The organism is Idiomarina seosinensis (genome assembly GCF_044797955.1).
Taxonomy (GTDB): domain Bacteria; phylum Pseudomonadota; class Gammaproteobacteria; order Enterobacterales; family Alteromonadaceae; genus Idiomarina; species Idiomarina seosinensis_A.
The window spans coordinates 1667645-1692101 of record NZ_CP085211.1 but is presented as its reverse complement, the minus strand read 5'-3'; the positions used below and the strand labels follow the sequence as shown (position 1 = coordinate 1692101).

Genomic DNA, 24457 nt, shown 5'->3' with positions numbered 1-24457 from the left:
GGATGGAGCGTCTAGGGTGGCGTAATCAAATTGTTGTTAGCAACTCGGGTACTCATAAGGTCCAGCAAATAGGTTAAAATAGAAACTCGCGCGGATAATACATTGATATACCCCATAAGTAAAACTTTTCGGTTGAATAGCAGCCTATTACGCGGTATAGAATCCAGAAAGGGTAACAGTTAATGCAGTACTTTCGGTTGTTAAAAGCCTATCCGGGCTTTTTAATGTTTGGCTTTATAGCGACCTTTGCTTCAAGTTTCGGGCAAACCTTTTTTATCTCGCTATTTGTTAATGACATCGTATCTGCTAATCAGCTGAGTTACGGTGACTTTGGTAGTTTGTATGCGATAACAACTGCTGTAGGCGGTGTGTTTTTGATGCGTCTGGGCAGGCGTCTGGATGTGGTTCCGCTAAAATACTTTGTCCATTTTGTGGTGCTGGGACTGGCTGCTTCTGCTGCGGTAATGGCACTCAGTATGCAGCTGTCATCCTGGTTGCTACTGATATTGGCACTGTTTGGACTGCGACTGTTCGGGCAGGGCTTGATGGGCCATATGGCGGTGACCAGTATGGGCCGATATTTTGACGAGTTGCGTGGCCGGGCAGTGGCTTTTTCCGGAATCGGTTTTCCTGCCGGCGAGATACTGTTACCCAGCCTGGTATTACTGCTGCTGGCTTATTTGGGTTACATTAACACCTGGTGGGTAATTACCGCAGCAATCTTAGTAATGCTGTGGCCATGCCTGGTAACTTTGCATAGCCGCCATCCGGTGGTATCTGTTGCCGAAGATCAGGAGTCAGCAGCGCAACCCCTTCCATTATTACGGCAACGTGACTTAATTCGCGATCGCCGTTTTCTTGGCGTATTGCCGGCGATGCTGGCACTGCCATTTGTAATGACCGGTATTTTGATCAACCAGACCTGGTTTGCTGACCAAAACGGTTGGTCGGCGGCGGTCATTGCCGGGGGTATCGCGCTATTTTCTGTAAGCCGTGTCATTACCTCTATTGCGGCAGGTAGCCTGGTTGATAAAGTCGGTTCCTTTAAGCTCATTGGCGTTAATGTCTTGCCGGTTGCCATCGGCTTAGTTTTCTTAAGCTTTATCGATGCTGGCTGGGGTTGGTTTGTGTTTATGGCGTTGTCAGGTTTAAGTGCCGGGTTTAATTCGGCAATATCCGGTACCTTATGGCCGGAGCTGTTTGGCATTCGTAGCTTAGCGACTGTGCGGGCTTTGTATCATGCGCTGATGATTTTTAGCACGGCGCTGGCGCCTTTAATTTACGGATATTTGATCGACTTTGAACTAGCCCGCAGTATCTGGTTGATGAGTACGGCTTTGTTTCTTGCGTTGGCCTGGTTACTGGCCCGACTCAGTTTAATAAGGAGTAAACAATGAAATACTTAGTATTTTTAGGTACTGTGCGGGATAGCTCACCACCGAAACCTCCGCGACTAGGAGAGCGCGTAGCAAAAGCGTGCGTACACTATCTGGAAAAGACCTTTGCCGATGCCGATGTTGAACTGATTGATCCTCTCGACTACCAATTCGATCAAATTTTTAAACCTTACTTTGCTTATCACCAGAATGAAGCGCCGGAAGCACTTAAAAGTTTGGCAGAAAAAATTGACCAGGCCGATGCTTATGTGATGGTCAGCCCGGAATATAATCATTCCATGAGTCCCGCATTATCTAATCTGTTAAATCATTTTGGCGCTTCGCTATATTCCTATAAGCCCAGCGCAATTGTTACTTACTCCGCCGGACAGTGGGGCGGAGCCCGGGCTGCTGTCAATATGCGTACGTTTTTAGGCGAATTGGGCTGCTTGCCTGTGTCTGCAATGATCCATGTTCCGAAGGCCCAAAACGTATTTGAGGAAAGTGGCAAATTTGCCCCTACGGTAAACGACGTTGATGATTGGGTTGGCTACTTCGGGCGCACCTTAAAGCAATTGTACTGGTGGAGTCAGGCCGCACAGGCACAACGAAAAGCCCATGATCCCAGAAGGTTGGCAAAAGATTTTAAACGCGACCCATCCCAGCGCAATGCTCCGGGTAAGGACAAAAGTTAACCGTAAAATCGGTTAACCATTGAATGGCGAATACATTCGGTCTACCATATATACATGTAGCCATATATATGGTGGTGTGATGGAATCTCAGCAAAAGTTCAAAGTCCTGTTTTTATGTACGGCTAATTCGGCCCGCTCGCTAATGGCTGAAGCTATCTTCCGGCATTTTGCCGATGACCGCTTTGAGGTTACAAGCGCCGGTACGGATCCAACGCAGCCGCAGCCGGAGGCTCTGCAGGCATTGTCCTCAATGGGGGTGAATGCGGATGAGCTATACTCTAAAGGTTTAACAAACATCGATATAGCTGACTTTGATTACGTCATCAGTTTGTGTGACAGGGCTCGCACAGAATGCCAGGCCCTGTGTGGCGAAAATCAGTTTATCGCCTGGGACTTTGCCGATCCGGTTAGTAGCAAGAAGCCTGATGCTTTTAAAAAAATTGCGCACGAACTGTCAGAGCGAATAAAAATGTTTTTGCTGATCTTACGTAAACGCAGTGATCGGCCAAAATTATTTGCTGCGCCTCATGAGTTTTTTAAAGTCCTTTCCGATCCGCTGCGGCTGCAGATGATTTTAATGCTGCACAAACATGGGGAGCTGTGTGTCTGTCAGTTTGTCGATGCAACAGCGATGTCACAGCCAAAAGTCTCGCGCCATTTGGCGCAGTTGCGTGAATACGGCTTATTGACCGCCCGCAAAGATCAGCGCTGGGTTTATTACCGGATTAATCCGGCTTTGCCGGACTGGATGGTAGCCGTGATAGCTGAAACCGCGGAGTATCATCCGCAGCAGACCTCTCAATCAATCAAGGATGTCGACAATGGGTGTGTTTGAACGTTATTTATCTGTTTGGGTAGCGCTTGCCATTATAGCCGGAACTCTGCTGGGTAATGCTTTTCCGTTAGTATTTGAATGGCTGTCTTCGGTTGAGTTTGCCCAGGTTAACTTAATTATTGCGGTACTGATCTGGTTAATGATTTACCCGGTTATGGTGCAGGTTAATTTTGAGTCCATTACTCAAATAGCCAAAGAGCCTAAAGGGTTAGTGCTAACGGTAATAATCAACTGGTTAGTTAAACCATTTACAATGGCACTTGTCGGCTGGCTGTTTTTTAAAGGAATCTTCGCCGACTTTATACAACCTGAGACGGCCAACGAGTACCTGGCAGGGGTCATTTTACTTGGGGTTGCGCCCTGTACTGCGATGGTTTTTGTCTGGAGCCAGTTGACCAAAGGTGATGCCAATTACACCTTAGTGCAAGTGTCTGTGAACGACGTCATTATGATTTTCGCTTTTGCGCCTTTAGCCGCGTTATTGCTGGGTGTCACCGATATTGTAGTGCCCTGGCAGACGCTGTTACTCAGTGTCGGTTTGTATGTGGTTGCCCCGTTAATTGCGGGTTTAATGACTCGCCGAAACATTATTCGTAAAGCTGACAAAGCTGCAGCAAGCAGTGCCGATGCCTTACAGAGCTTTGATCTGCTGATGAAACCCTGGTCCATTGTCGGGCTGCTGATGACAGTGCTGTTATTGTTCGGGTTTCAGGCCGAGGTGCTGTTAAATCGGCCGCTGGATATCGTCCTGATAGCTACACCCTTGCTGGTGCAGACTTACGGTATTTTCGCGCTGACGTTTGCCATTGCACTGATGATTAAATTACCTCACCGGATTGCTGCACCGGCTTGCTTAATTGGCACGTCTAACTTCTTTGAACTGGCGGTAGCCGTCGCCATATCGCTGTTTGGATTAAAATCTGGCGCGGCACTGGCGACAGTTGTCGGCGTCTTAGTGGAAGTACCGGTAATGTTATCTTTAGTTTGGTTTGCTAATCGAACACGTCACTGGTTTACAACAGAATAAGGAGAAGTTTATGACCATAAAAATTGGAATTAATGGACTAGGCCGTATTGGTCGTCTGGCCTTTCGGGTTGCCTGGGACCATCCGGATTTGCAGATAGTAAAAGCCAATGACCCGGGCGCGGATGCAAAAACCTTTGCTCATTTATTAAATTATGATTCAGTGCATGGGCGCTGGAGTTACCAAGCTGAAGCACAGGCTGACAATTTGGTCATTGGCAACGAGACTGTTGCTTTTACTCAGCACACCAGCATAGCTGACGGCGACTGGAGTGATTGCGATGTGGTACTGGAAGCCTCAGGGAAAATGAAAACCATTGATGTGCTGAATGACTATCTTGCCCAGGGTGTAAAGCGAGTAGTGGTCTCGGCGCCGGTCAAAGATAAGGACGTACTGAATATCGTTATGGGAGTTAACGATCACTTATACGATCCGCAAAAGCATAAGATTGTGACTGCCGCTTCTTGCACTACTAACTGTCTGGCTCCGGTAGTCAAGGTACTGCAAGAAAAGATCGGTATTAAACATGGTTCTATCACCACCATTCATGACCTGACCAATACCCAGAGCATTCTTGATGCGCCTCATAAAGATCTTCGCCGCGCCCGGGCCTGTGGCATGAATTTAATTCCAACATCAACGGGCTCGGCCAGCGCAATTGTTGAAATTTTTCCTGAGCTGGAAGGCAAAATTGATGGCCACGCCGTACGCGTACCGCTGGCAAATGCGTCGCTGACCGACTGTGTGTTTGAGGTCGAAAAGCCAACCTCGGCAGAGCAAGTGAATGGCTGGATGCAGGAAGCAGCTGATAACGAATTACAGGGTATCCTGGGGTATGAAGAGCAACCGCTTGTCTCAATGGACTATAAAACCGATCCGCGCTCCAGTATTGTTGACGCTCTGTCAACCAAGGTGGTTAATGGCACCCACGTTAAGATATACGCCTGGTATGACAATGAATGGGGTTACGCGAACCGCGCAGTAGAACTGGTTGAAAAGGTGGGTTAATGCTAGCGCAGTTGTCACCCGCTATTCGCCAGTATTTAATAGTTACCGGTAACTACTGGGCTTTTACCCTGACGGACGGTGCCCTGCGAATGCTGGTGGTGCTGCATTTTCATCAGCTGGGTTACAGTGCCTTACAAGTCGCTATGCTGTTTTTGTTTTACGAGTTTTTTGGCATTGTGACTAATTTACTGGGTGGGTGGCTTGGCGCGCGCTGGGGTTTAAACCGTACAATGAACATTGGTTTAGCGACCCAACTGGTGGCTTTAGCCATGTTGCTGGTTCCGGCATCGATGCTGACTGTGGTCTGGGTGATGTGCGCCCAGGCATTGTCCGGTATCGCAAAAGACCTTAACAAGATGAGCGCTAAAAGCACGATAAAGCTGTTGGTTCCGGATAGTCAACAAAACCAGCTTTATCAGTGGGTGGCCGTATTAACAGGCTCAAAAAATACCCTAAAAGGTGTCGGTTTCTTTTTGGGCGGGTTATTGCTCACTGTGATTGGTTTTCAGGGCGCAGTATTAGCCATGCTGCTTATGCTGTCTCTGGTTTTCTTATTGAGTTTACTGTTGCTTAACAATGAGACAGGGAAAGCTCAGTTCAAACCAAAATTTAAAGACATGCTGTCAAAAAGCAGGGCCATTAATGTGCTGTCTCTGGCCCGTTTTTTATTGTTTGGCGCGCGCGATGTCTGGTTTGTCGTCGCCTTACCGGTATTTTTGAGTAGCCAGCTGAACTGGTCTCACTGGCAGGTCGGCAGTTTTCTTGCTGTCTGGGTTATTGGTTATGGGTTGGTACAAAGCATTGCCCCAAGGTTTACTAAAACCGCGGCAGTAGAGCCGAACCGCCAGGCCTTTCGCTGGGCTGCACTGTTAACCCTCACTCCGTTATTACTGGCGCTGGCATTATGGCAATCCTGGCCAATAGCCGCTAGTGTTATCACGGGCCTGGGTTTATTCGGTCTGTTATTTGCTGTCAATTCGTCGTTGCACAGTTATCTGATCGTCTCCTATGCACGAGCCGATGGCGTGTCTTTAGACGTTGGTTTTTATTATATGGCGAATGCCACCGGGCGTTTATTAGGCACGGTGTTATCTGGCTGGATTTATCAGCAATGGGGACTGCTTGCCTGTCTGCTCTGCTCGGCCCTGTTATTGATGGGCTCAAGTGCTGCTATCTCGTTGTTACCGGCGAGGCCGCGGTGAGTCGTACCGATTATTACAATCTGTTTTTTTGATTAACGAGAACCTGTCAAACCGAAGCTGTTTCGGTATCATAAACAGCGTACCAGAAACCTATCTTTTAAGGGTTATTAAAATGAAAAAATCAGTACTTCCTATTATTTCAGCCGTGGCAGTGGCTGTCTCCATGGCGGTTTCGTCCACCTCAGTAACTGCTCAGGAAAGACCATCGTATCACGCCAACCAGACAATGACAGAAGCCAAGGAAAACAGCTTCTGGTGGCCTAACATGCTTAACCTCGAGCCGTTACGTCAGCATAGCCCGGAGTCTAACCCGCTGGGTGAAGATTTTGATTACGCGTCGGCATTTAATCAGTTGGATCTGCAGCAAGTCAAAAAGGACATCGAAGAACTAATGACCTCAGATCAAGACTGGTGGCCTGCTGACTACGGTCACTATGGTCCATTCTTTATCCGGATGGCATGGCACGGTGCCGGTACCTATCGGGTGCAGGACGGCCGTGGCGGTGGTGCTGGCGCCCAACAACGTTTCGAGCCGCTGAACAGCTGGCCGGATAATGTCAGCCTGGACAAGGCTCGTCGTTTACTGTGGCCAGTCAAGCAAAAGTACGGCCAGGCCTTGTCCTGGGGTGACTTAATGGCATTAACAGGTAATGTGGCGCTGGAAAGCATGGGTTTTGAAACTTATGGTTTTGCTGGCGGCCGTGAAGATGCCTGGGAACCGGATATCGTGTACTGGGGGCCGGAAGCACAATGGCTGGGCGACGAGCGTTATAAAGGCGAACGGGAGCTTGAAAATCCTTTGGCCGCAGTACAAATGGGCCTGATTTATGTCAACCCGGAAGGGCCAAATGGCACTCCTGATCCCGTACTGGCAGCGAAAGATATTCGCGATACCTTTGCGCGCATGGCAATGAACGATGAAGAAACTGTGGCACTGATTGCCGGCGGTCATACCTTTGGTAAAGCCCACGGTGCCCATGACCCGGAGGAGTGTCTGGAAGCTGAACCCGCAGCAGCGCCTGTAGAACAGCAAGGCCTGGGCTGGAAAAATAACTGTGGTAAAGGCAATGCAGAAGATACAGTGACTAGTGGCCTCGAGGGTGCCTGGTCAGCGGCTCCGACTCGGTGGACCATGCAGTACCTGGACAATCTGTTTAACTATGAATGGGAACAGACACGCAGTCCTGCCGGTGGCATTCAGTGGATTCCAAAAGACGGTCAGGCGTCAAATTTGGTTCCTGACGCACACGTCGAAGGTAAACGCCATGCGCCGATTATGTTTACTACTGACTTGTCGTTAAAAGAAGATCCGGAGTATCGCAAAATTGCTAAGCGCTTCCAGGAAAACCCGGAAGAGTTTGAACTGGCTTTTGCCAAAGCCTGGTTTAAGCTGACCCACCGTGATATGGGTCCAAAGGCCCGGTACCTGGGTGACATGGCTCCGCAGGAAGATCTGGTATGGCAGGATCCAATCCCTGAAGTTGACTTTGAATTAGTTAACGACAGCGATGTTGCTGAGTTAAAACAGCGCATTTTGGCTTCAGATTTGACCGTTCCTGAATTGGTACGCACGGCGTGGGCTGCTGCATCCAGTTTCCGGGCTACGGATCTGCGCGGCGGTGTAAACGGCGCTCGTATCGCACTAGAGCCACAAATTAACTGGGAAGCTAACAACCCAGAAGAATTGCAGCGGGTACTCGGCGAATTAAAACAAATTCGTGCGGACTTTAACGATGATTTATCCGGTAACAAGAAAATTTCTTTAGCGGATACCATTGTGTTAGCGGGTGCAGCGGCTATCGAGAAAGCGGCTGAGGATGCTGGGCATCAAGTGACTGTTCCATTTGTGGCTGGCCGTAATGACGCAACTCAGGAAATGACTGATGTTCACTCGTTTTCATTCCTTGAGCCAACAGCTGACGCGTTCCGTAACTACTACAGCACTGACAGCCGCCTAAACCCGGCACAGATGACGGTCGATAAAGCGGACCGGTTAGATCTGACCGTTCCAGAAATGACGGTGTTAGTCGGAGGCTTGCGTACTCTGGATGCTAACTACCAGGGCGCTAAGCACGGCGTATTCACCGATCAGCCAGGCACATTGAGCAATGACTTTTTTGTTAACTTAATGAGTATGGACACCCAATGGGCTAAGTCAGAAGACGATGAGTCAGTATTTATTGGTCGTGATCGCGAATCAGGTGAGCAAAAATACACAGCTACCACGGTTGATTTGATTTTTGGTTCAAATTCCGAATTGCGTGCTGTGTCTGAAATTTACGCACTGAATGATTCAAAGGAAAAGTTTGTTAATGATTTTGTCGCAGCCTGGACAAAAGTAATGCAACTGGACCGTTTTGATCTGAAAAGCTAAACGCAGTAACTAAGTAGCAAAAAAGCGGTGTTGGCAACAACACCGCTTTTTTTTATAAGATGAGCTGAAAAAGTGCAAAGATAACGCCGGGAGTAATGCCCAGGGTCATGTAAATAACATATCGAAAATGCCCTTTTAGTCCGGCAATGCTGGCAAACATCAGACCTTTTAAAATGGTGTTACTGGCGCAGGCAAGCACGATACCCATAGCAGCAACCCGGTGCGACAAGTCTGCGGTTGCCGATTTCGACAGCGATAACGTGATCGCATCAACATCCATTAAGCCTGATATGACGGCCAAGCTGTATATACCGGCATCGCCAAACCATTCCTTCATCGCCTCAGCCGCCAGTAGAATAATGGCCAATAACAGACCAAATTGTAATGCGGTGACTAACTGCAGGGGGTTATCAACTTCTAGCTCAGCGCTGGCATCCTGTTGTTGTTGATGCTCTCGGTATAAAAGCAGCAGGACCACAGACATCCCCGCCAGCATAATTAAAATTGGCAGGGTTACTTCCACCAGCAGGGCACGGTTTACCACAAAAACCTCGATTAACACCCGCGGGAACATAATGCTCGAAGCTAACAACATTGCATTAGCGTAAAGCGCGCTGGCTTTATTTTTAGCTGCAAAACGTGCCATGGTAATGGTGACGGCAGTTGACGAGGCGAGTCCCCCGGCGATGGCCGTTATTAATGTGCCACGACTTTGTCCCAGCAGTTTTGTCAGCAAGTAACCGATAAAAGATAACCCGGAAATCAATACTACCATCCACCAGGTCCAGTAGGGGTTCAATGCCTCCCATGGACCAAAGCCTTGATCTGGCAACAGTGGCAGAACAACAACGGATATCAGCAGCAAGGTAATGCCCGAATAAAACGCCCGCGGAGGAATTTTTTTTAATAAATTGTGCAGATGGCGTTTATGACCCAAAAGTGCCACAACCACAGCAGATGTGCTTAATGCAGGAATTGGGTCATCGGCAGCAGCCCAGACAGCCAGTGTAAAGGTTATCAGCATGGAGAACTCAGTGGTCATACCGGCGTCTCCCGAGCGGCGGCTGTAGCCCACGTAGGAAATAGCGATCAGTACCGTGGTCACAACAAACCCGGTAACGATAAGCGCTTCGCCAAACTGTTGCCCCAACACAGCAAACACTCCACCGGACAGGCCGATTAAACTGAATGTCCTGACCCCGGCCACACGCTCGCCGTCGTCACTTTTACGGCCGCTCCAGCCACGTTCAATGCCAATCATTAAACCAATAGTCAAAGCGGCAAGCAGAGACAGAGCCAATTCCATCGGGTAACTCATAAAGCATCCTTACATAGCTAACGCATCAAGCAGATAGTTTTCCCATAGTGTAGCTTTAAATTGGCTGCGAAAGAAATTGAAGTGTCCGATCCGGTCACTGGCGGTCATTGCAGGACTTAATTCAGTTAGCTTTTTTTCGGCATTAGGATAATGGCTCAGTAGCTGGGTGATATTGTTACGCTGCAGCAGTTCGTCATCACTTATATGAAAGGCGTTTATAGGCGCTTTAAATTGTTGGTAGGCAAGCTTCTGGGTCTGACTGAGATGGTCAAATAAGTAATTGGGACTGCGGCACCAACGGCTCCACTGGTGCATTGCCTGAGCCGGAATATCAGCAATCATATTCAGCCGTTGGCCGGGAAAATAGCCGGCTATCGGAGTGGCCAAGGGAACGGCGAAGTACCAAAGCAGCCAGGAAGTCCGGCGAACTCTTTTACTGGCCTGTCGCCAGTAGCCGGTTCCACTGGCGACAGTAACCATTTTATCAATTGCCGCTGCCTGTTCTGCTAATGGGACAATTTGCCCACCGAGACTATGGGCAAGCCATATTAATGGTTCATTTTTCTGTTGTTGTTGGGCAAAGCACAGCACCTGATTAATATCGTGTTCTGCCCACTCAATGACATTTGTATTGATCAGTTTTAGCGGCTTATCAACTGACTGGCCAATGCCATAGTAATCAAAGGTTATAACCTGATAGCCCTGCTCACTTAACCATCGGGCAACGGGCTGATAAAAACGTTGTTTGACGCCCAGTGCTCCGGCTAGTACGACGGTAGCACGGGGGATCTGACGTGGAGTAAAGCAAACGCAGTGAAGGTAACGGCCGTTGGCTGTTAGCTCTATGCTGCGCATCGGCTAACAGGGGAAGGCTGCATTAAAAGGCTTAACGGTAACCCGTTGATAAACGCCTGCAGCCCAGTAAGGATCGTTGTTAGCCCATTGTTCGGCAGCCGCTAAAGAGTCAAACTCGGCAATGATAAGTGATCCGCTAAAGCCCAGTGCGCCGGGGTCCTGCTCGGCTATTGCAGGGCAGGGGCCTGCTACTAACAAGCGGCCGTCATCCTGCAGAGCCTGTAGCCGCTTTATGTGTTCAGGACGCGCCTGTTGCCGCGCGGCTAATGATTGCTCATTATCTTCTGCAAAAATAACAAACCACATAATCAGGCCGATTCCTCATGCTCTGCATGGCGGTACATGTAAACACCGGTAGCCAAAGTAAAAGCGGCAGTAATGGCCAAAATGCCAAAGACTTTAAAATTGACCCAGGCATCCTGGGTCCAGTATTTGGCGATATATAGATTAACCGCTGCCAGTGTTGAACAAAAAAGTATCCACGCATAGGTTAGCCGGGTCCAGGCTCGCTCGGGCAACTTTATGTCATTGCCCATCATCGCCTGTAACGGACTGCGTTTTTTCCACACTAAGCCGCCCAGTAATAAGGCTGCGATGGCCAGATAAACAATAGAGACTTTTAGTTTTATAAACCAGTCATCCCGCAACAAAATAGTAACTGCACCAAACAGCATGACCACAGAAAGAATAACCCAATGACGATTAGTAATGGGGTGCTTCAACAACTTCAGCCCAATAATCTGTATCAGCGTACCTGCCATTAAGACGCCGGTCGCAACGTAGATATCGGCGACTTTATAAAAAATAAAAAATGCAATAATTGGCAGGTATTCTAAAATTAACGCCATGAATTAATACTTCCTTTAGTCGCTATCAGCTCTGTAAGTGGCCGCTTTCATATGCTCAACAAACTGACGCAGCTCGTTAAGCTGGCGCTCGCCATTGTCGAGGTTTTTCTCGATAATGGCAACTACCGCCGAGCCACTAATGGCTCCGTCCGCCCCGGCCTTTACTGCGGTATTAACCTGATCGGGCTGTGAAATGCCAAAGCCCAGCAGCACTGGCGGTGCCGAGTGCTGTTTTAAATTGTCGATAAGGGCTGCGGCAGGAGCCTGAACTTTTGCATCGGCTCCGGTGACACCGGCGCGGCTTAATAGATAAACGTATCCCGAACATTTGCTGGCGATATTCGCCATCAGAGCGTCGGATGCGTCGGGTGGACAGATAAAAACCGGATCAATATGCTGGCGCCGGGCAATGTCCGCAAAACGGGCCGCTTCTTTGGTGGGAACATCGGCAATAAGTACTGAGTCAACGCCGGCATCCTTCATTTGCTGGTAAAAATTATCCGCTCCTTTGGCGTAAATTAAGTTGGCATAAACTAATAGGCCGATAGGAAGATCCGGAGCGTAAGCCCGTACTTCCTGTAAGATATGCAAAATGTCCTGAAAGGTTGTCCCGGCATCCAGCGAGCGCAGATTTGCCCGCTGAATGACCGGGCCGTCGGCGACCGGGTCAGAAAACGGCAGGCCTAGCTCCAGCGCATCAGCGCCGCCGTCAATTAATGCCTTAATGATCGCCAGGCTCTGGCCCGGATTTGGATCGCCAAGGGTAACAAAGGGCACGAAAGCGCCCTCCTGGTTATCTGCCAGCCGGGAGAATAGGTGTTGATAACGGCTCATTCCTGCGACTCCTGTTGCTGTTGGGCAAAAATGCGGCGGACGTGATCGATATCTTTATCACCTCGTCCTGACAGATTAATCAGTAAGATTTCCGGAGCATCGGGCTCGGCGGCACGGCGTAAGGCGTAAGCAAGAGCATGGGCAGTTTCCAGGGCCGGTATAATGCCTTCATGGCGGGATAATAACTTAAAGGCTTCCAGTGCTTCATCATCGGTAACAGACTCATAGCGGGCGCGACCGATAGCTTTTAAATGGGCGTGCTGTGGCCCGACCCCCGGGTAATCAAGACCAGCAGAAACCGAATAGGATTCTTCAATTTGGCCTTCGTTGGTCTGCATAAGGTAGGATAAACAGCCGTGCAAAATACCTGGTTTGCCCGCGGTCAGCGTAGCTCCGTGATGTTGTGTTTTTACGCCCTTACCGGCAGGTTCTACGCCCACCAGCTCGACTTCGGTATCATCGATAAAGTCAGCAAACATACCAATAGCATTGGAACCACCGCCCACACACGCGATAACTTCATCAGGCAGGCGGCCGGCTTGTTCAATAATCTGAGCTTTTGATTCCTCGCCAATCATGCGGTGAAATTCGCGTACTATGGTTGGGAAAGGGTGGGCCCCAGCCGCTGTTCCTAACAAATAGTGGGTTGTCGGATAGCTGGCAGTCCAGTCACGGAGTGCTTCGTTAACGGCATCCTTCAGGGTGCCGCTGCCGGTATCAACCGGAACTACTTTAGCACCCATCAATTCCATTCTGAACACATTGGGCTGCTGCCTTTCAACGTCTTTTTTGCCCATGTAGATAATACATTCTAAATCCAGTAAGGCGCAGGCCAATGCAGTAGCTGTACCATGCTGCCCGGCTCCGGTTTCAGCAATTATCCGATGTTTACCCATGCGTTTGGCGAGCAGCGCCTGACCAAGTACCTGATTTGTCTTGTGCGCTCCGCCATGTAAAAGATCTTCTCGTTTCAGGTAAATTTTGGTTCCGTTAGCAGAGCTTAGTGGTAAGTTCCGACATAAACTCAAGGGTGTGGGTCGACCCAGATAGTTTTTAAGTAACCCCCGAAACTCGGCCTGAAACTCCGGATCTTCTTGTGCGTCTACAAACGCCTGTTCCAGTTGCTCCAATGCCGGGAGCAAAATTTCAGGCACAAACTGACCGCCAAATTCACCAAAGTAGGGCGATAACGTGCTTTTCATACGGCCTCCTGATAGTTTTTGCTGGACGTTTGTTGCTGCGCATTGCGGCCATAACGTCGGATATGAGTAAATAACTGTTGAATTTTGTGTCCGTCTTTAATCCCGGGTTCAGTTTCCAGCCGCGAACTGCTGTCCAGCCCGGATAAGCCCTGTGCGATGGCCGCTGGCGCATTAGCCGGGCTGATACCGCCGGCCAGTAAACAGCGTTCGCGTTGTTCATCGCTCAACTGTTGTAGCGTCTGCCAGTCAAAAACCTGGCCTGTGCCACCCTTACCATTATCCAGCACAATGCGATCAATACGATACGCATCGGGTAAATGTTCAATATCGTTTGCACTATCGACCCGAACGGCCTGCCAAATCTGCATTTTGTCTGCGCCGGCCTGCTTTAAAGCGTTGCGCAACTGGCTGATGTAATCAATATCTTCGTGGCCGTGAAGCTGAATGGCAAAAAGCTGCAAAGCTAAGGCATCACTGACGACTTCTGTTAACGGCTGATCAGCAAAAACACCAACCCAGCGTAATTGTGGTGCAGCAGTTATGATTTCTACCCCCTGCTTAACGGTTACTTGTCGTGGTGAACGCGGGGCAAAAATTAAGCCGCCGTAGCTGGCTCCGGCGGCTGCCGCCATAATGGCATCTTCAGGCCGGGATAAACCACAGACTTTGTTATCGCCAAAGATTAATGAACGGCAGGCAGCATCAACATCATTTTTGCAGCTTAGGGAACTGCCGACCAAAAAGCCGTTTACGTAGGGGCTGACACGACGTATGTCCCGGTGTTCGGAAAACCCTGACTCGGCCACTAACAGCGCATCAGAAGGAGCCAGAGGTGCCAATTCCTGACTACGGTTGGGGTTAATTTCTAAATTGGTTAAATCACGATGGTTAATACCGATAATGTCCGCACCCAGCTCAGCGGCTCGTTGCATCTCTGCTTCGCTGGCGACCTCCGTGAGAATGTCCATGTTCAGTTGCTTGGCTACCCGTGCCAGCTGTTGATAGGACTCATCATCCAGCACTGATAACATCAGCAGCACAGCGTCAGCGCCAAAATAACGTGCACGGTAAACTTGTTCTTCGTCAATAAAAAAATCTTTACACAAAATGGGCTGATGGACACTGGCCCGTACTGCGCTGATGTATTCCAGCCGCCCCTGAAAATAATCCGGCTCTGTTAACACAGAAATCGCAGCCGCATAAGGCTGATAAGCGCGGGCTAAGGCTACGGGGTTAAAGTTAGGCCGAATTAACCCCTTAGAGGGGGATGCTTTTTTACACTCCAGAATAAACCCCGCTGCGGGTTGATTCAGGGCGTCGTAAAAACTGCGGTCACTAGGCTGCAGTTGAGCTTTTATCTGAGCCAGCGGGTAACGTGCTGATTGTTGCTGATTTTGCGCTTCTTTATCGGCAACGATTTTAGCTAACACATTGTCAGACATGATAACTCTCCTGCGCTTGCTGAACCTGATGTAAGTGATGTAAGGCCTGGCCACTGTGTAAATGCTGCAAGGCAGCTTCGCTAGCCACTTTGAAGTCTTCGAATTGTCCGCTCAAATACAGTAATGCCGCCACATTCATTGCAACTGCCTGCTGCTGCGCTGTACTGGCTTCGCCGGCAAGAATTTGCTGTAACACCCGCGCATTCATATCAGCATCGCCGCCCTTGAGGGCTGACAAAGGCGCATTTTGTAAGCCAAAGTCAGCTGCAGTTAACGAGTATTCTTTTAACTGACCTTCGCGTAATTCAGCCACCTGCGTTGGACCATGCAGAGCCAGCTCATCCAGTCCACTGCCATGGACAACCATGGCCCTTTTCAGGCCCAGACGCTGTAGCGTTTCGGCAATGGGTTTAACCCAGTCAGCGCTATAAACACCCAACAATTGAGCATCGGGTCTTGCCGGGTTAACCAGTGGGCCAATTAAGTTAAATAAGGTCCGGGTTTTTAATGTCTGCCGCACCGGCATCGCGTATTTAATACCGGGGTGGTAATGCGGAGCGAATAGAAAGCAAAAGCCATTCTCCTGCAGCTGCTGAGCCGCATCCCGGGGGTCAAGGTTGGTGCGCAACTTAAGTGCTTCGAGCACATCGGCCGAGCCCGAGCGCGATGAGACACTGCGGTTACCGTGCTTGGCCACACAGAGCCCCATGGAAGCAGCCACTAAGGCGGCGGTGGTCGAAATGTTAATGGTGTTACTGCCGTCTCCGCCAGTACCGCAGCTATCAACGACTGTTTGCTGTGGCCGCTGCAGCGGTTTACAGGCAGCGAGTACCGCTTCGGCTGCGCCGGCAAGTTCGGCCGGCGTCTCGCCACGCATTTTCATGGCCACCAGAGCTGCGCTGATTTGAATATCGTTAAGTTCGCCCTTTACCAAGTGCTGAAACAGCTTTTTACTCTCAGCCTGAGTCAGTGTTTCGCCGTTCAGTAGCGTATTAAGAAGGTTCATGGTGAGTCCCTGTAAAACGATCGGTTTGCGATAACAGGTAGTCAACGCTGTTTGCCAGCATTTGTTTCCCGTTGGGGGTAAGTAAAGATTCCGGGTGAAATTGAAAGCCCAGTGCCTTGCAATTACTAAATTCAGCAGCCATGGGGATATCATTAACCCAGCCGATAACCTTAACGTTTTCCGGCAGGTCATAAGCACTAAGGCTGTGATAACGGGCTACCACACACTGCTGGTTATCATTAATTCCGTCAAAAACCGGGTGAGAACAGGTATCCATCGTGGCCGTTTTTCCATGAACGACCTCGCCGCAGCGATCGATCCGGCCGCCGGCAAATGTCACCAGAGCCTGAAAGCCCAGGCAAATGCCAAGCAGCGGATAGCGGTCTTTGGCAAATTCAATAATTTCCATCATATTACCGGCATCATCGGGGTGTCCCGGGCCCGGAGATAAACAGATGACCTGCTGGCCCTGATACCCTTTTAGTGCCTTAATAATGGATTCAGCAGGCACCTGATTACGGTAAACGACAAGCTCAAAGTCTAGTTGACGCAGTTCATCAACCAGGTTGTAAGAAAACGAGTCGATGTTGTCGATTAAAACAATGCGGGCGGAGTTCATTTTGTCACCTCCTTACCGGCCAATAGGGTGCTTTGCTGAATCGCCAGCAGTACAGCTTTTGCCTTATTTTCTGTTTCGGCCACTTCGGCTGCCGCTTCCGAATCATAAACAACTCCGGCACCGGCCTGAACGATTGCCTGCTGGTCTTTCACAAAAGCGGAACGGATGACAATGCAGGTGTCCATATCGCCATTACCGGCCAGGTAGCCAACAGCGCCACCATAACTGCCACGGCCCTGTTGTTCGACTCGGCGTATTAATCGTGCGGCGCTGACTTTCGGGGCGCCAGTTAAGGTTCCCATGTTCATGCATGCGCGGTATGCATGCAGAGCGTCACTGTCCTGCCGCAACTGGCCGACGACTCTTGATACCAGATGCATTACCTGAGAGTAACGGTCTACTTTAAGCAGGTCTGCTAAATAGCGACTACCGGGCTGACAAATACGGGCAAGGTCATTGCGCGCCAGATCAACCAGCATTAAGTGTTCAGACAACTCTTTTTCGTCAAGCCGCAACTCCAGTTCCAGCCGGCCGTCAATGTCCAGGTTAATTGAACCATCAGGGTTTTTTCCGCGGGGACGCGTGCCGGCAATCGGATAAAGCTCGACTTGATTGCTGTGCTGCTGGTACTTAAGAGCTGATTCAGGAGAGGCGCCGAATAAGCAAAAGTCCGGGTGATTAAAATAAAACATGTAGGGCGACGGATTATTCTGCTTCAACTGGTGATAAGCGGCGAGCGAATCGGGGCAGGGCAGGCTAAATTGCCGCGAAGGGACAACCTGAAAAATATCGCCGTCGAGGATGTGCTCTTTCAGGTCAGTCACAGTTTGCTCAAATTCAGCAGCAGTAGGGGTGGCGGTCACGCCGCGAAACACGTCTTCTATTGCAATTTCACCGGCTTGAGATTCGGATTGACGTTCAGGAACCTGGCAACGAGCAGCTAATTCACCGATGCGTTGGCTTAGTTGCTGATAACGTGCAGTGGTATCATCACCGCCGAACAAGCTGCCCAATAATTGGCAGGATTGTTGCTGATGGTCTGTCACTAACAAGGTTTCCGCCAGGTAAAAGACATAATCGGGACATTGATTAGGACCTTTGGGTACGGGCGGTAACTGCTCATGACTGGCGACCAGGTCGTAGCCAAAGACGCCGCCTAAAAAGATCGCAAAAGGATTATTCTGCGCTTCATTATTGGCTTTTTCCAACGTTTGCTGAAGCAGCCTTAAAGGCTGCATGTTATTGAGGTCCTGTAAGCGTGAGTCCTCATCCTGGTCGGCGCTGGCAGTAGAAAATTCAGCCAACAAAAAATCGTTATTTTGCTCTTTACAGACAGCATCGGGTAAGGCTTCAGCCAGTACGCTAATCAACTGTCGGCCATTAGCTGTTAGTGCCTCAATGCTGACCTGCTGACCTTCACAAGTAAGTTTTAAAGCTGCATCCACAAGTAGCAGACTTTTTACCGCGCGTTTTGTCCCGATATCGGCAGAGTCCAGTAACAGATGGTGGCCTTGTGGCCGGCAGATCGAGCGATAAACTGCCAACGTATCCGGTTGATAAGGGATTTCAACTTTTAAGCACTCAAGTTGCCCTCTGGCTAATGGTTTTTCCACAATTTACTCCGAGAGTTGTTGTTCTACAGCGCTTTCGTCAGACACAAAAAAACCCGCTCGATGGAGCGGGTTTTCGTTGACCGGTTACGCTTTTACTACACGCACACTGCCACGACCCGCTCTGGCGAGACGTGCCACCACCAACTGTCTTGTACGTTTGCGTCAGCTTTAAAGTTCATAACTTGTATACGGTCACTTTTTGCAATGATAGAGACAAGCTAACCAGTTGCGGCCAGCTTGTCAAGTCAGCCTGAATAATTAATCCGTAAGTTACTTATATTCAGCCGGTACACCACCTTCCGGCAGTGAACGCAGAATAAAGTCACGGACATCGTCATTTGCTGTTTCAAGGTCGGCACGGCGTAAGTACATCATATGACCGCTACGATAACCTTTAAATTCGATCCGATCTTTCATCAAGGTACTACGATCCAAATGCCAGGTTGTATACTTTGCGTCAAAGTAATTGGTAGCACCGTCAAAATAGCCTGACTGCACTAAAACATTTAAATACGGGTTTGCTGCCATCGATTCACGTAGCTGCTCACCAGTATTGTTATTAGTGCGGTCCCACGGATGGACAGGACCAAACATGTTGTATTTAACGTCCGTTTTGAAATTCAGCTCTTCACGCAAATAGTAGTTAATTGCCGGCGTGAATGAGTGCAGCCAGGAGTTTAATTCGGCGTTGAAATCAGGACGGTCGCCAGCCCGGCGTGCATCGAGGCCAAGATAGCGGGAGTCGAGGCGGCCGATGGTCCGATCGCGGTCACGCAGTAACTCTTTCCAGAAGAACCAGGTGCTGGGAGCCAGATTATTGGAGAGCACCGCTTCGGTTGATAAACCCGAGTAACGGGCAACGGTGTCCGCAACCTGCTGGCGCTCGTCAGAGGATAACATTGCTCCTTTAGCGAGGGCTGGCAAGTAACTGTCCAGAGTGTATTGTTCAACCTCATCCAGCACCTCAAGCAAATCTTTGCTTTGCAGGTCCTCTGGCAGGGCATCATGATACCAGGCCGCGGCGGCAAAGTAAGGCAGCTGGTTAGCCTCTTTTACCGGACCATCGCGATCGATACCAATGTCAGTTGGTGACACTAAAATAACGCCATTAATGTACATCCACTGCTGATTCTGCAGGGCATGCGCAAGGCCGGAGACGCGTGTTGTACCATAGCTTTCGCCGATTAAGAATTTAGGCGACTGCCAGCGATTGTAACGGCTGGTGAAGGTTGTCATCCATTCCGCCAGGTACTGAACGTCGCTGTTGACGCCAAAAAACATTTCTTTTTGCTTGGAACGATCCGGCATCTTGCCTTCTTCGTCCGGCAATACTCGTGAATAGCCCGTGTTGACCGGATTGATGAAGACAATATCGGCCACATCAAGGATAGAATGCGGGTTATCCTGAACGCCGTAAGGTTGTACCGGGTAACCTTCGTTACTCAGATTCAGGACTTTAGGGCCAGTATAAGCCAGGTGCATCCAGACTGAAGCTGAGCCGGGGCCGCCATTAAACGAGTATACGATTGGCCGTTCGGCGCGGTTGTCGACATCTTCACGCTGATAATAGGTGTAAAACAAGGTCGCGGTCGGGTCGCCTTCGTCATTCCATACGGGCAGAGTGCCGGCGGTAGCGGTGTAATCGACGGTTTCACCGTTAATGCTGACGCTGTGCTCGCTGACACTGGTTGTTTCAATAGGTATTTGGCGTAAATGTTCACTGGGGTCTTGCTGTGCATAAACTGCCGTTGATGTCGCTGCGGTAATCAACGACAGACCGGCAACTAAGGCAAGTGACTTTTTCATGAGCTTCTCCTGTGTTTTTGTTATTTTAGATTAACAAATTTTTACATTCCTGCGTCAAAGAATATGCGATTATTAGGCAGGCATTTACGATATCTGGCGGAGACTTATGCGAATAGACAACTGGATAAAGGGTTTTAGTGGTATTTTATTGTTTTTTGCTGTGAGCTTTTCAATAAATGCTCAGCAAAGTTTGTCTCAACGTCTGAGCGATCAGCTCACACAATCGGCTGATCAGCAGCTTGATATCGATTTGCAGATTAAACAGTTACTGGTCAGCGCTCTAACTGAGCAACTGACTGCCGATCAAGTAACATTGGCCACCCGCGTACCCGCCTTATCCGAACCCCTGAATCAACTGATTTTAGCTGATCGGTTGCAGCTGAAGGGCAATTGGCAGGTTTTGGGTCAGCGTTCTGTAACACTGACTGAAATTCAGTTATCAGGTGCGCAACTGACACTGGCTTACTATGGCAAAGGCCAGTCGAATCTTCACGACCTGCTGGATCGAATTCAGCGTTTGGCAGACGTTGGCTGGCGCCCTGCTAATGCTTTCTCAGAATCAGTTTTGTGGCGCATTGACAGGTTGCAATTTGACGATGTTACGGTAAATCTTTTTGACCAGGGCCAGCCAATAGCCAGCGTTCATTTGCCAGGACTGGTGCTGGAGGGTCTGCAACAGTCGGATAACAGTAATGATAATGTCAGGGCAATGATCTTTCCGGTAATAGACCAGCTGCTTGACCAATGGCGTGAGGGTCAAGCCGACGCGCAAATTGATGGACCGGCTTTAACCCGCTTTTTATTGCGCGAGGCGCTGGCGTTTTAAACTTGAGCAATGTCAATTGAGAGAGTAAAGTGGGGTAAAATCAAACGCCCGTTTAAAAGAGGTTGTTGTGACTGAAACATCGTATCCCCACTTGTTGAAGCCTCTCGATTTAGGTTTCACGCAAATTAAAAACCGCGTCCTGATGGGCTCTATGCACACTGGGCTGGAAGAACAAAGAGACCGCTACGAAAAATTGGCTGCTTTTTATGAAGAGCGGGCCAAAGGCGGAGTGGGGCTTATTGTGACTGGCGGAATCGGGCCCAATTTCCGCGGCCGACTGGCACCCTTTGGCAGTGAAATGTCGCGGCCCTGGCATGTTGCGAAGCACCGCAATGTGACCGAGCGGGTACATCAGTATGGCGCCAAAATTTGTATGCAAATACTGCATGCCGGACGTTACAGTTACCATCCGTTCAGCGTTGCGCCCAGCGCTATAAAGGCTCCGATTAATCCGTTTAAACCCAAAGCCATGAGCCAGCGTCAAATCCATAAAACCATCAAACATTACGCCCGGGCTGCCAGACTGGCCCAGAAAGCCGGTTACGATGGTGTTGAAATTATGGGTTCAGAAGGGTATCTGATCAACCAGTTTTTGTGTCCAAGAACCAATAAGCGCGAGGATCAGTGGGGTGGTAGTTTTACCAACCGTATGCGGTTTGCTGTGCAGATTGTTCAGGCGGTAAGGAAAAAAGTGGGCGATCACTTTATTATTATATTCCGGCTTTCGATGCTGGATCTAGTGGATGACGGCCATACTCTGGATGAAGTTCTACAACTGGGCAAAGCGCTTGAACAAGAAGGCGTCAACATTATTAACACGGGCATTGGCTGGCACGAAGCGCGGGTGCCGACAATTGTCACTTCAGTGCCCCGGGCGGCCTTTAGCTGGATTACCGAGCGAGTCCGGCGGGAGCTGACAGTACCTGTGGTTGCTGTTAACCGTATTAATACGCCGGCTATAGCTGAGCAGATTTTAGCTTCCGGGCAGGCAGACATGGTGTCGATGGCCAGACCGCTGCTAGCAGATCCTGAATTGGTGAACAAAGCAGCGCAGCAGCAGGCAGACAAAATTAATACCTGCATTGCCTGTAATCAAGCTTGCCTTGACCATGTGTTTGAGAACAAGCGAGCCAGTTGCCTGGTTAACCCGAGAGCCTGTTACGAAACTGAATTAAAGATCACACCGGCAGCGCAGCCCAGGCGTCTGGCGGTGGTTGGCGCCGGTCCCGCGGGCTTAGCCTTTGCGTGTACCGCGGCAGAGCGAGGTCATCAGGTTGATTTGTTCGACAAAGGCTCTGAAATCGGTGGTCAGTTTAACTATGCTAAGCAGATTCCCGGCAAAGAGGAGTTTTTTGAAACGCTGCGCTATTTTGCCGGACGCCTTTATGACACCGGAGTCAACTTAAAATTGGGTCAGTCGCAGTCTGTGGATAGCTTAATTGCCGGCGATTACGATGAGATTATTCTGGCCACCGGTGTTTTGCCCAGAAAGGTCGATATCCCGGGGGTTGAATTGCCACACGTGTTAAGCTATCTGGATGTTTTACGTGATCATAAAGCAGTGGGTGAAAAAGTTGCAGTGATCGGTGCCGGTGGTATTGGTTTTGATGTATCGGAATACCTGACTACAGCCAATTCTCTGGCGCTGGACGAGGAAGAATGGTCACAACGCTGGGGTATTGATAAAAGCTATCAGCAACGGGGTGGCTTGAAGTCACCACAACCTGAGCCCAGTGAGCGAGAAGTCTGGTTGCTGCAGCGCAAGCCCAGCAAAGTGGGTAAAGGCCTGGGCAAGACTTCCGGTTGGGTACACCGGGCTGAATTAAAAAGTAAGGCGGTCCATATGTGGAATGGTGTGACTTACCACAAAATTTTACCTGAGGGTATTGAAATTGAACGTGACGGAGAACGCCAGGTACTGGCGGTCGATAATGTGGTGATTTGCGCAGGTCAGGTCCCCCAGCGGGAATTACAACAACAGCTGATTGACGCCGGCCAGAAGGTACACTTAATTGGCGGAGCCGATGTAGCTGCTGAACTGGACGCCAAACGCGCAATACGGCAGGGCACGGAACTGGCAGTTGGACTCTGATATGTTAGCCGATTTACACTGTCATAGTCGCCATTCAGATGGCAGCTTAGCGGTTCCGGAATTGGTTCAGCGGGCCGTCTCGAATAGCGTTGAGCTGCTGGCGCTGACTGATCACGATAACATAAATGGCAGTATCGAGGCACACGCTTATATTGCCGAGCATAAGCTGCCGCTAAAATATGTTCATGGTGTCGAAATTAGCTGTCAGTGGCATGCTTTTGAAATCCATATTGTCGGGCTAAATTTTGATCCCGCGGATACGGCTTTAGTCAATTTGCTGCAACAGCAGCAACAAGCGCGAACTGAGCGGTTTGATAAAATACTGGGCAAATTAGCTCAGCGAGGTGTCTTACTGCATCGTCATGAATGCCAGTTTTCCGGCATGCCTACCCGTAAACACATTGCTGATGCGTTACTTAACAAAGGCTATGTTGAGCACCCGCAGCAGGCGTTTGACCGCTTTATCGGCAAAGGTCAGAGCGCGTTTGTGAAAGCAAAGTGGTGTTCTATTGCAGAAGCTATCGCAGCGATTCAGCAGGCTGGCGGTGTTGCCGTTCTGGCTCATCCGCATGCTTATAAGTTATCAAACAAGTGGTTGCGCAAGCTTTGTTGCGAAGCTAAACAGTGGGGCCTTGATGGTCTTGAAGTCAGTATTAGTCAGCAACCAATGGGACAGCGGAGCGCTTTGGCTGAATTTGCCGATGATTACCAGCTAAAGGCTTCACAGGGTTCGGATTTTCATCACCCCCACGGCTGGCGGGATTTAGGTAAAAACCTTTGTTTGCCTGATCAGTGTGTGCCAATATGGAATGACTGGTCGATTAGCTGACGGAGAAGAGGCCGCAATGAGCCAATATTTTGAAATACACCCCATTAACCCACAAAAACGGTTAATCCAGCAGGCGGCTGAAATTATCCGGACCGGTGGCGTTGTCGTTTACCCGACTGATTCAGGTTATGCTATTGGTTGTCAACTAGGTAACAAGGCAGGCGTTGATCGTATTTGCCAAATTCGGGATCTGGATAAAGAACACAACTTCACAGTGATGTGCCGTGACTTATCAGAATTATCCATTTATGCGCGGGTTGATAACGATGCCTTCCGGCTGCTGAAAAATAATACACCAGGACCTTATACCTTTATTCTTAAAGGCACAAAAGAAGTTCCTAAACGACTGCTTAATCCAAAACGAAAAACTATTGGTATCCGTGTGCCCAGTAACAAAATTGCGTTGGCGATGTTAGAAGAAATGGATGAGCCGATAATGTCGACCAGTTTAATTTTAGGAGATAACGACCTGACCGAATCGGATCCCGATGTTATTCGGCAGCGGCTGGAAAAGCGTGTGGATCTAATTATCGATGGTGGCAATAAAGCGCAGCATCCCACCACGGTTGTCGATTTGTCGGAAGGAGCTCCGGAAATCCGTCGCCGGGGCGCCGGTGATAGCGCTCCATTCGAATTTTAGGCGGGTTGCAGT

22 protein-coding genes are annotated in these 24457 nt (G+C 49.5%); 11 read left to right on the top strand and 11 right to left on the bottom strand.

Features of this window, described 5'->3' with window-relative positions; translation table 11 throughout:
* The first annotated feature begins 182 nt into the window (after nt 1-182).
* The 7 genes from LG288_RS07945 (at nt 183) to katG (ending at nt 8515) form a co-directional block, all read left to right on the top strand.
* The gene (locus LG288_RS07945) at nt 183-1397 is read left to right on the top strand and encodes an MFS transporter (protein ID WP_404399663.1); all 1215 of its coding nucleotides are present in this window, start codon (nt 183-185) and stop codon (nt 1395-1397) included.
* Complete coding sequence (locus LG288_RS07940; RefSeq protein WP_404399661.1) at nt 1394-2071, top strand: NADPH-dependent FMN reductase; 678 nt, start codon at nt 1394-1396, stop codon at nt 2069-2071. Before LG288_RS07945 ends, LG288_RS07940 begins: the two co-directional genes overlap by 4 nt.
* A 79-nt stretch (nt 2072-2150) precedes the next feature.
* Complete coding sequence (locus LG288_RS07935) at nt 2151-2906, top strand: metalloregulator ArsR/SmtB family transcription factor (protein ID WP_404399660.1); 756 nt, start codon at nt 2151-2153, stop codon at nt 2904-2906.
* A complete protein-coding gene (gene arsB / locus LG288_RS07930) occupies nt 2893-3933 on the top strand; it encodes an ACR3 family arsenite efflux transporter (RefSeq protein ID WP_404399658.1) in 1041 nt (346 codons plus the stop codon). The genes LG288_RS07935 and arsB overlap by 14 nt, the downstream gene beginning before the upstream one ends.
* Nucleotides 3934-3943: 10 nt before the next feature.
* Nucleotides 3944-4939 carry an ArsJ-associated glyceraldehyde-3-phosphate dehydrogenase gene (locus LG288_RS07925; protein ID WP_404399657.1) on the top strand — a complete coding sequence of 332 codons (996 nt, stop codon included), beginning with the start codon at nt 3944-3946 and terminating at the stop codon, nt 4937-4939.
* The gene (gene arsJ, locus LG288_RS07920; protein WP_404399656.1) at nt 4939-6141 is read left to right on the top strand and encodes an organoarsenical effux MFS transporter ArsJ; all 1203 of its coding nucleotides are present in this window, start codon (nt 4939-4941) and stop codon (nt 6139-6141) included. Before LG288_RS07925 ends, arsJ begins: the two co-directional genes overlap by 1 nt.
* A gap of 112 nt (nt 6142-6253) precedes the next feature.
* Nucleotides 6254-8515: a catalase/peroxidase HPI gene (gene katG, locus LG288_RS07915; RefSeq protein ID WP_404399655.1), complete on the top strand. Its 2262-nt coding sequence runs from the start codon at nt 6254-6256 to the stop codon at nt 8513-8515.
* A 52-nt stretch (nt 8516-8567) separates the two neighbouring features.
* Here katG and LG288_RS07910 read toward each other — a convergent pair whose 3' ends face one another.
* From LG288_RS07910 to LG288_RS07860, 11 genes are all read right to left on the bottom strand, one after another.
* Entirely contained in the window at nt 8568-9833 is a 1266-nt protein-coding gene (locus tag LG288_RS07910) for an MgtC/SapB family protein (protein ID WP_404399654.1), read from the bottom strand.
* Nucleotides 9834-9842: 9 nt separating this feature from the next.
* The gene (locus LG288_RS07905) at nt 9843-10688 is read right to left on the bottom strand and encodes an alpha/beta fold hydrolase (RefSeq protein ID WP_404399653.1); all 846 of its coding nucleotides are present in this window, start codon (nt 10686-10688) and stop codon (nt 9843-9845) included.
* A gap of 3 nt (nt 10689-10691) precedes the next feature.
* Nucleotides 10692-10994, bottom strand: coding sequence for a YciI family protein (locus tag LG288_RS07900; protein ID WP_404399652.1), 303 nt, complete (start codon nt 10992-10994; stop codon nt 10692-10694).
* Nucleotides 10995-10996: 2 nt separating this feature from the next.
* Nucleotides 10997-11536: an inner membrane-spanning protein YciB gene (locus LG288_RS07895; RefSeq protein WP_404399650.1), complete on the bottom strand. Its 540-nt coding sequence runs from the start codon at nt 11534-11536 to the stop codon at nt 10997-10999.
* A 15-nt stretch (nt 11537-11551) separates the two neighbouring features.
* Entirely contained in the window at nt 11552-12370 is an 819-nt protein-coding gene (gene trpA / locus LG288_RS07890; protein ID WP_404399649.1) for a tryptophan synthase subunit alpha, read from the bottom strand.
* Complete coding sequence (trpB, locus tag LG288_RS07885) at nt 12367-13572, bottom strand: tryptophan synthase subunit beta (protein WP_404399648.1); 1206 nt, start codon at nt 13570-13572, stop codon at nt 12367-12369. Before trpB ends, trpA begins: the two co-directional genes overlap by 4 nt.
* Nucleotides 13569-15014: a bifunctional indole-3-glycerol-phosphate synthase TrpC/phosphoribosylanthranilate isomerase TrpF gene (trpCF, locus tag LG288_RS07880; protein ID WP_404399647.1), complete on the bottom strand. Its 1446-nt coding sequence runs from the start codon at nt 15012-15014 to the stop codon at nt 13569-13571. Before trpCF ends, trpB begins: the two co-directional genes overlap by 4 nt.
* Entirely contained in the window at nt 15007-16020 is a 1014-nt protein-coding gene (gene trpD / locus LG288_RS07875) for an anthranilate phosphoribosyltransferase (RefSeq protein WP_404399645.1), read from the bottom strand. The genes trpCF and trpD overlap by 8 nt, the downstream gene beginning before the upstream one ends.
* Nucleotides 16007-16639: an aminodeoxychorismate/anthranilate synthase component II gene (locus tag LG288_RS07870; RefSeq protein WP_404399644.1), complete on the bottom strand. Its 633-nt coding sequence runs from the start codon at nt 16637-16639 to the stop codon at nt 16007-16009. Before LG288_RS07870 ends, trpD begins: the two co-directional genes overlap by 14 nt.
* Nucleotides 16636-18252, bottom strand: coding sequence for an anthranilate synthase component 1 (locus LG288_RS07865; protein WP_404399643.1), 1617 nt, complete (start codon nt 18250-18252; stop codon nt 16636-16638). The genes LG288_RS07870 and LG288_RS07865 overlap by 4 nt, the downstream gene beginning before the upstream one ends.
* 270 nt (nt 18253-18522) lie before the next feature.
* Nucleotides 18523-20058: a S10 family peptidase gene (locus tag LG288_RS07860; protein WP_404399642.1), complete on the bottom strand. Its 1536-nt coding sequence runs from the start codon at nt 20056-20058 to the stop codon at nt 18523-18525.
* Nucleotides 20059-20164: 106 nt separating this feature from the next.
* On the opposite strand from LG288_RS07860, the gene LG288_RS07855 reads away from it, so the two are divergent.
* From LG288_RS07855 to LG288_RS07840, 4 genes are all read left to right on the top strand, one after another.
* Nucleotides 20165-20884, top strand: coding sequence for a hypothetical protein (locus tag LG288_RS07855; protein ID WP_404399641.1), 720 nt, complete (start codon nt 20165-20167; stop codon nt 20882-20884).
* Nucleotides 20885-20951: 67 nt separating this feature from the next.
* On the top strand, nt 20952-22976 hold the full coding sequence (locus tag LG288_RS07850) for an FAD-dependent oxidoreductase (RefSeq protein ID WP_404399640.1): 2025 nt from the start codon (nt 20952-20954) through the stop codon (nt 22974-22976).
* Nucleotide 22977: 1 nt separating this feature from the next.
* Nucleotides 22978-23805 carry a PHP domain-containing protein gene (locus LG288_RS07845; protein WP_404399639.1) on the top strand — a complete coding sequence of 276 codons (828 nt, stop codon included), beginning with the start codon at nt 22978-22980 and terminating at the stop codon, nt 23803-23805.
* 16 nt (nt 23806-23821) lie between these two features.
* A complete protein-coding gene (locus LG288_RS07840) occupies nt 23822-24445 on the top strand; it encodes an L-threonylcarbamoyladenylate synthase (RefSeq protein ID WP_404399638.1) in 624 nt (207 codons plus the stop codon).
* Nucleotides 24446-24457: the final 12 nt, after the last annotated feature.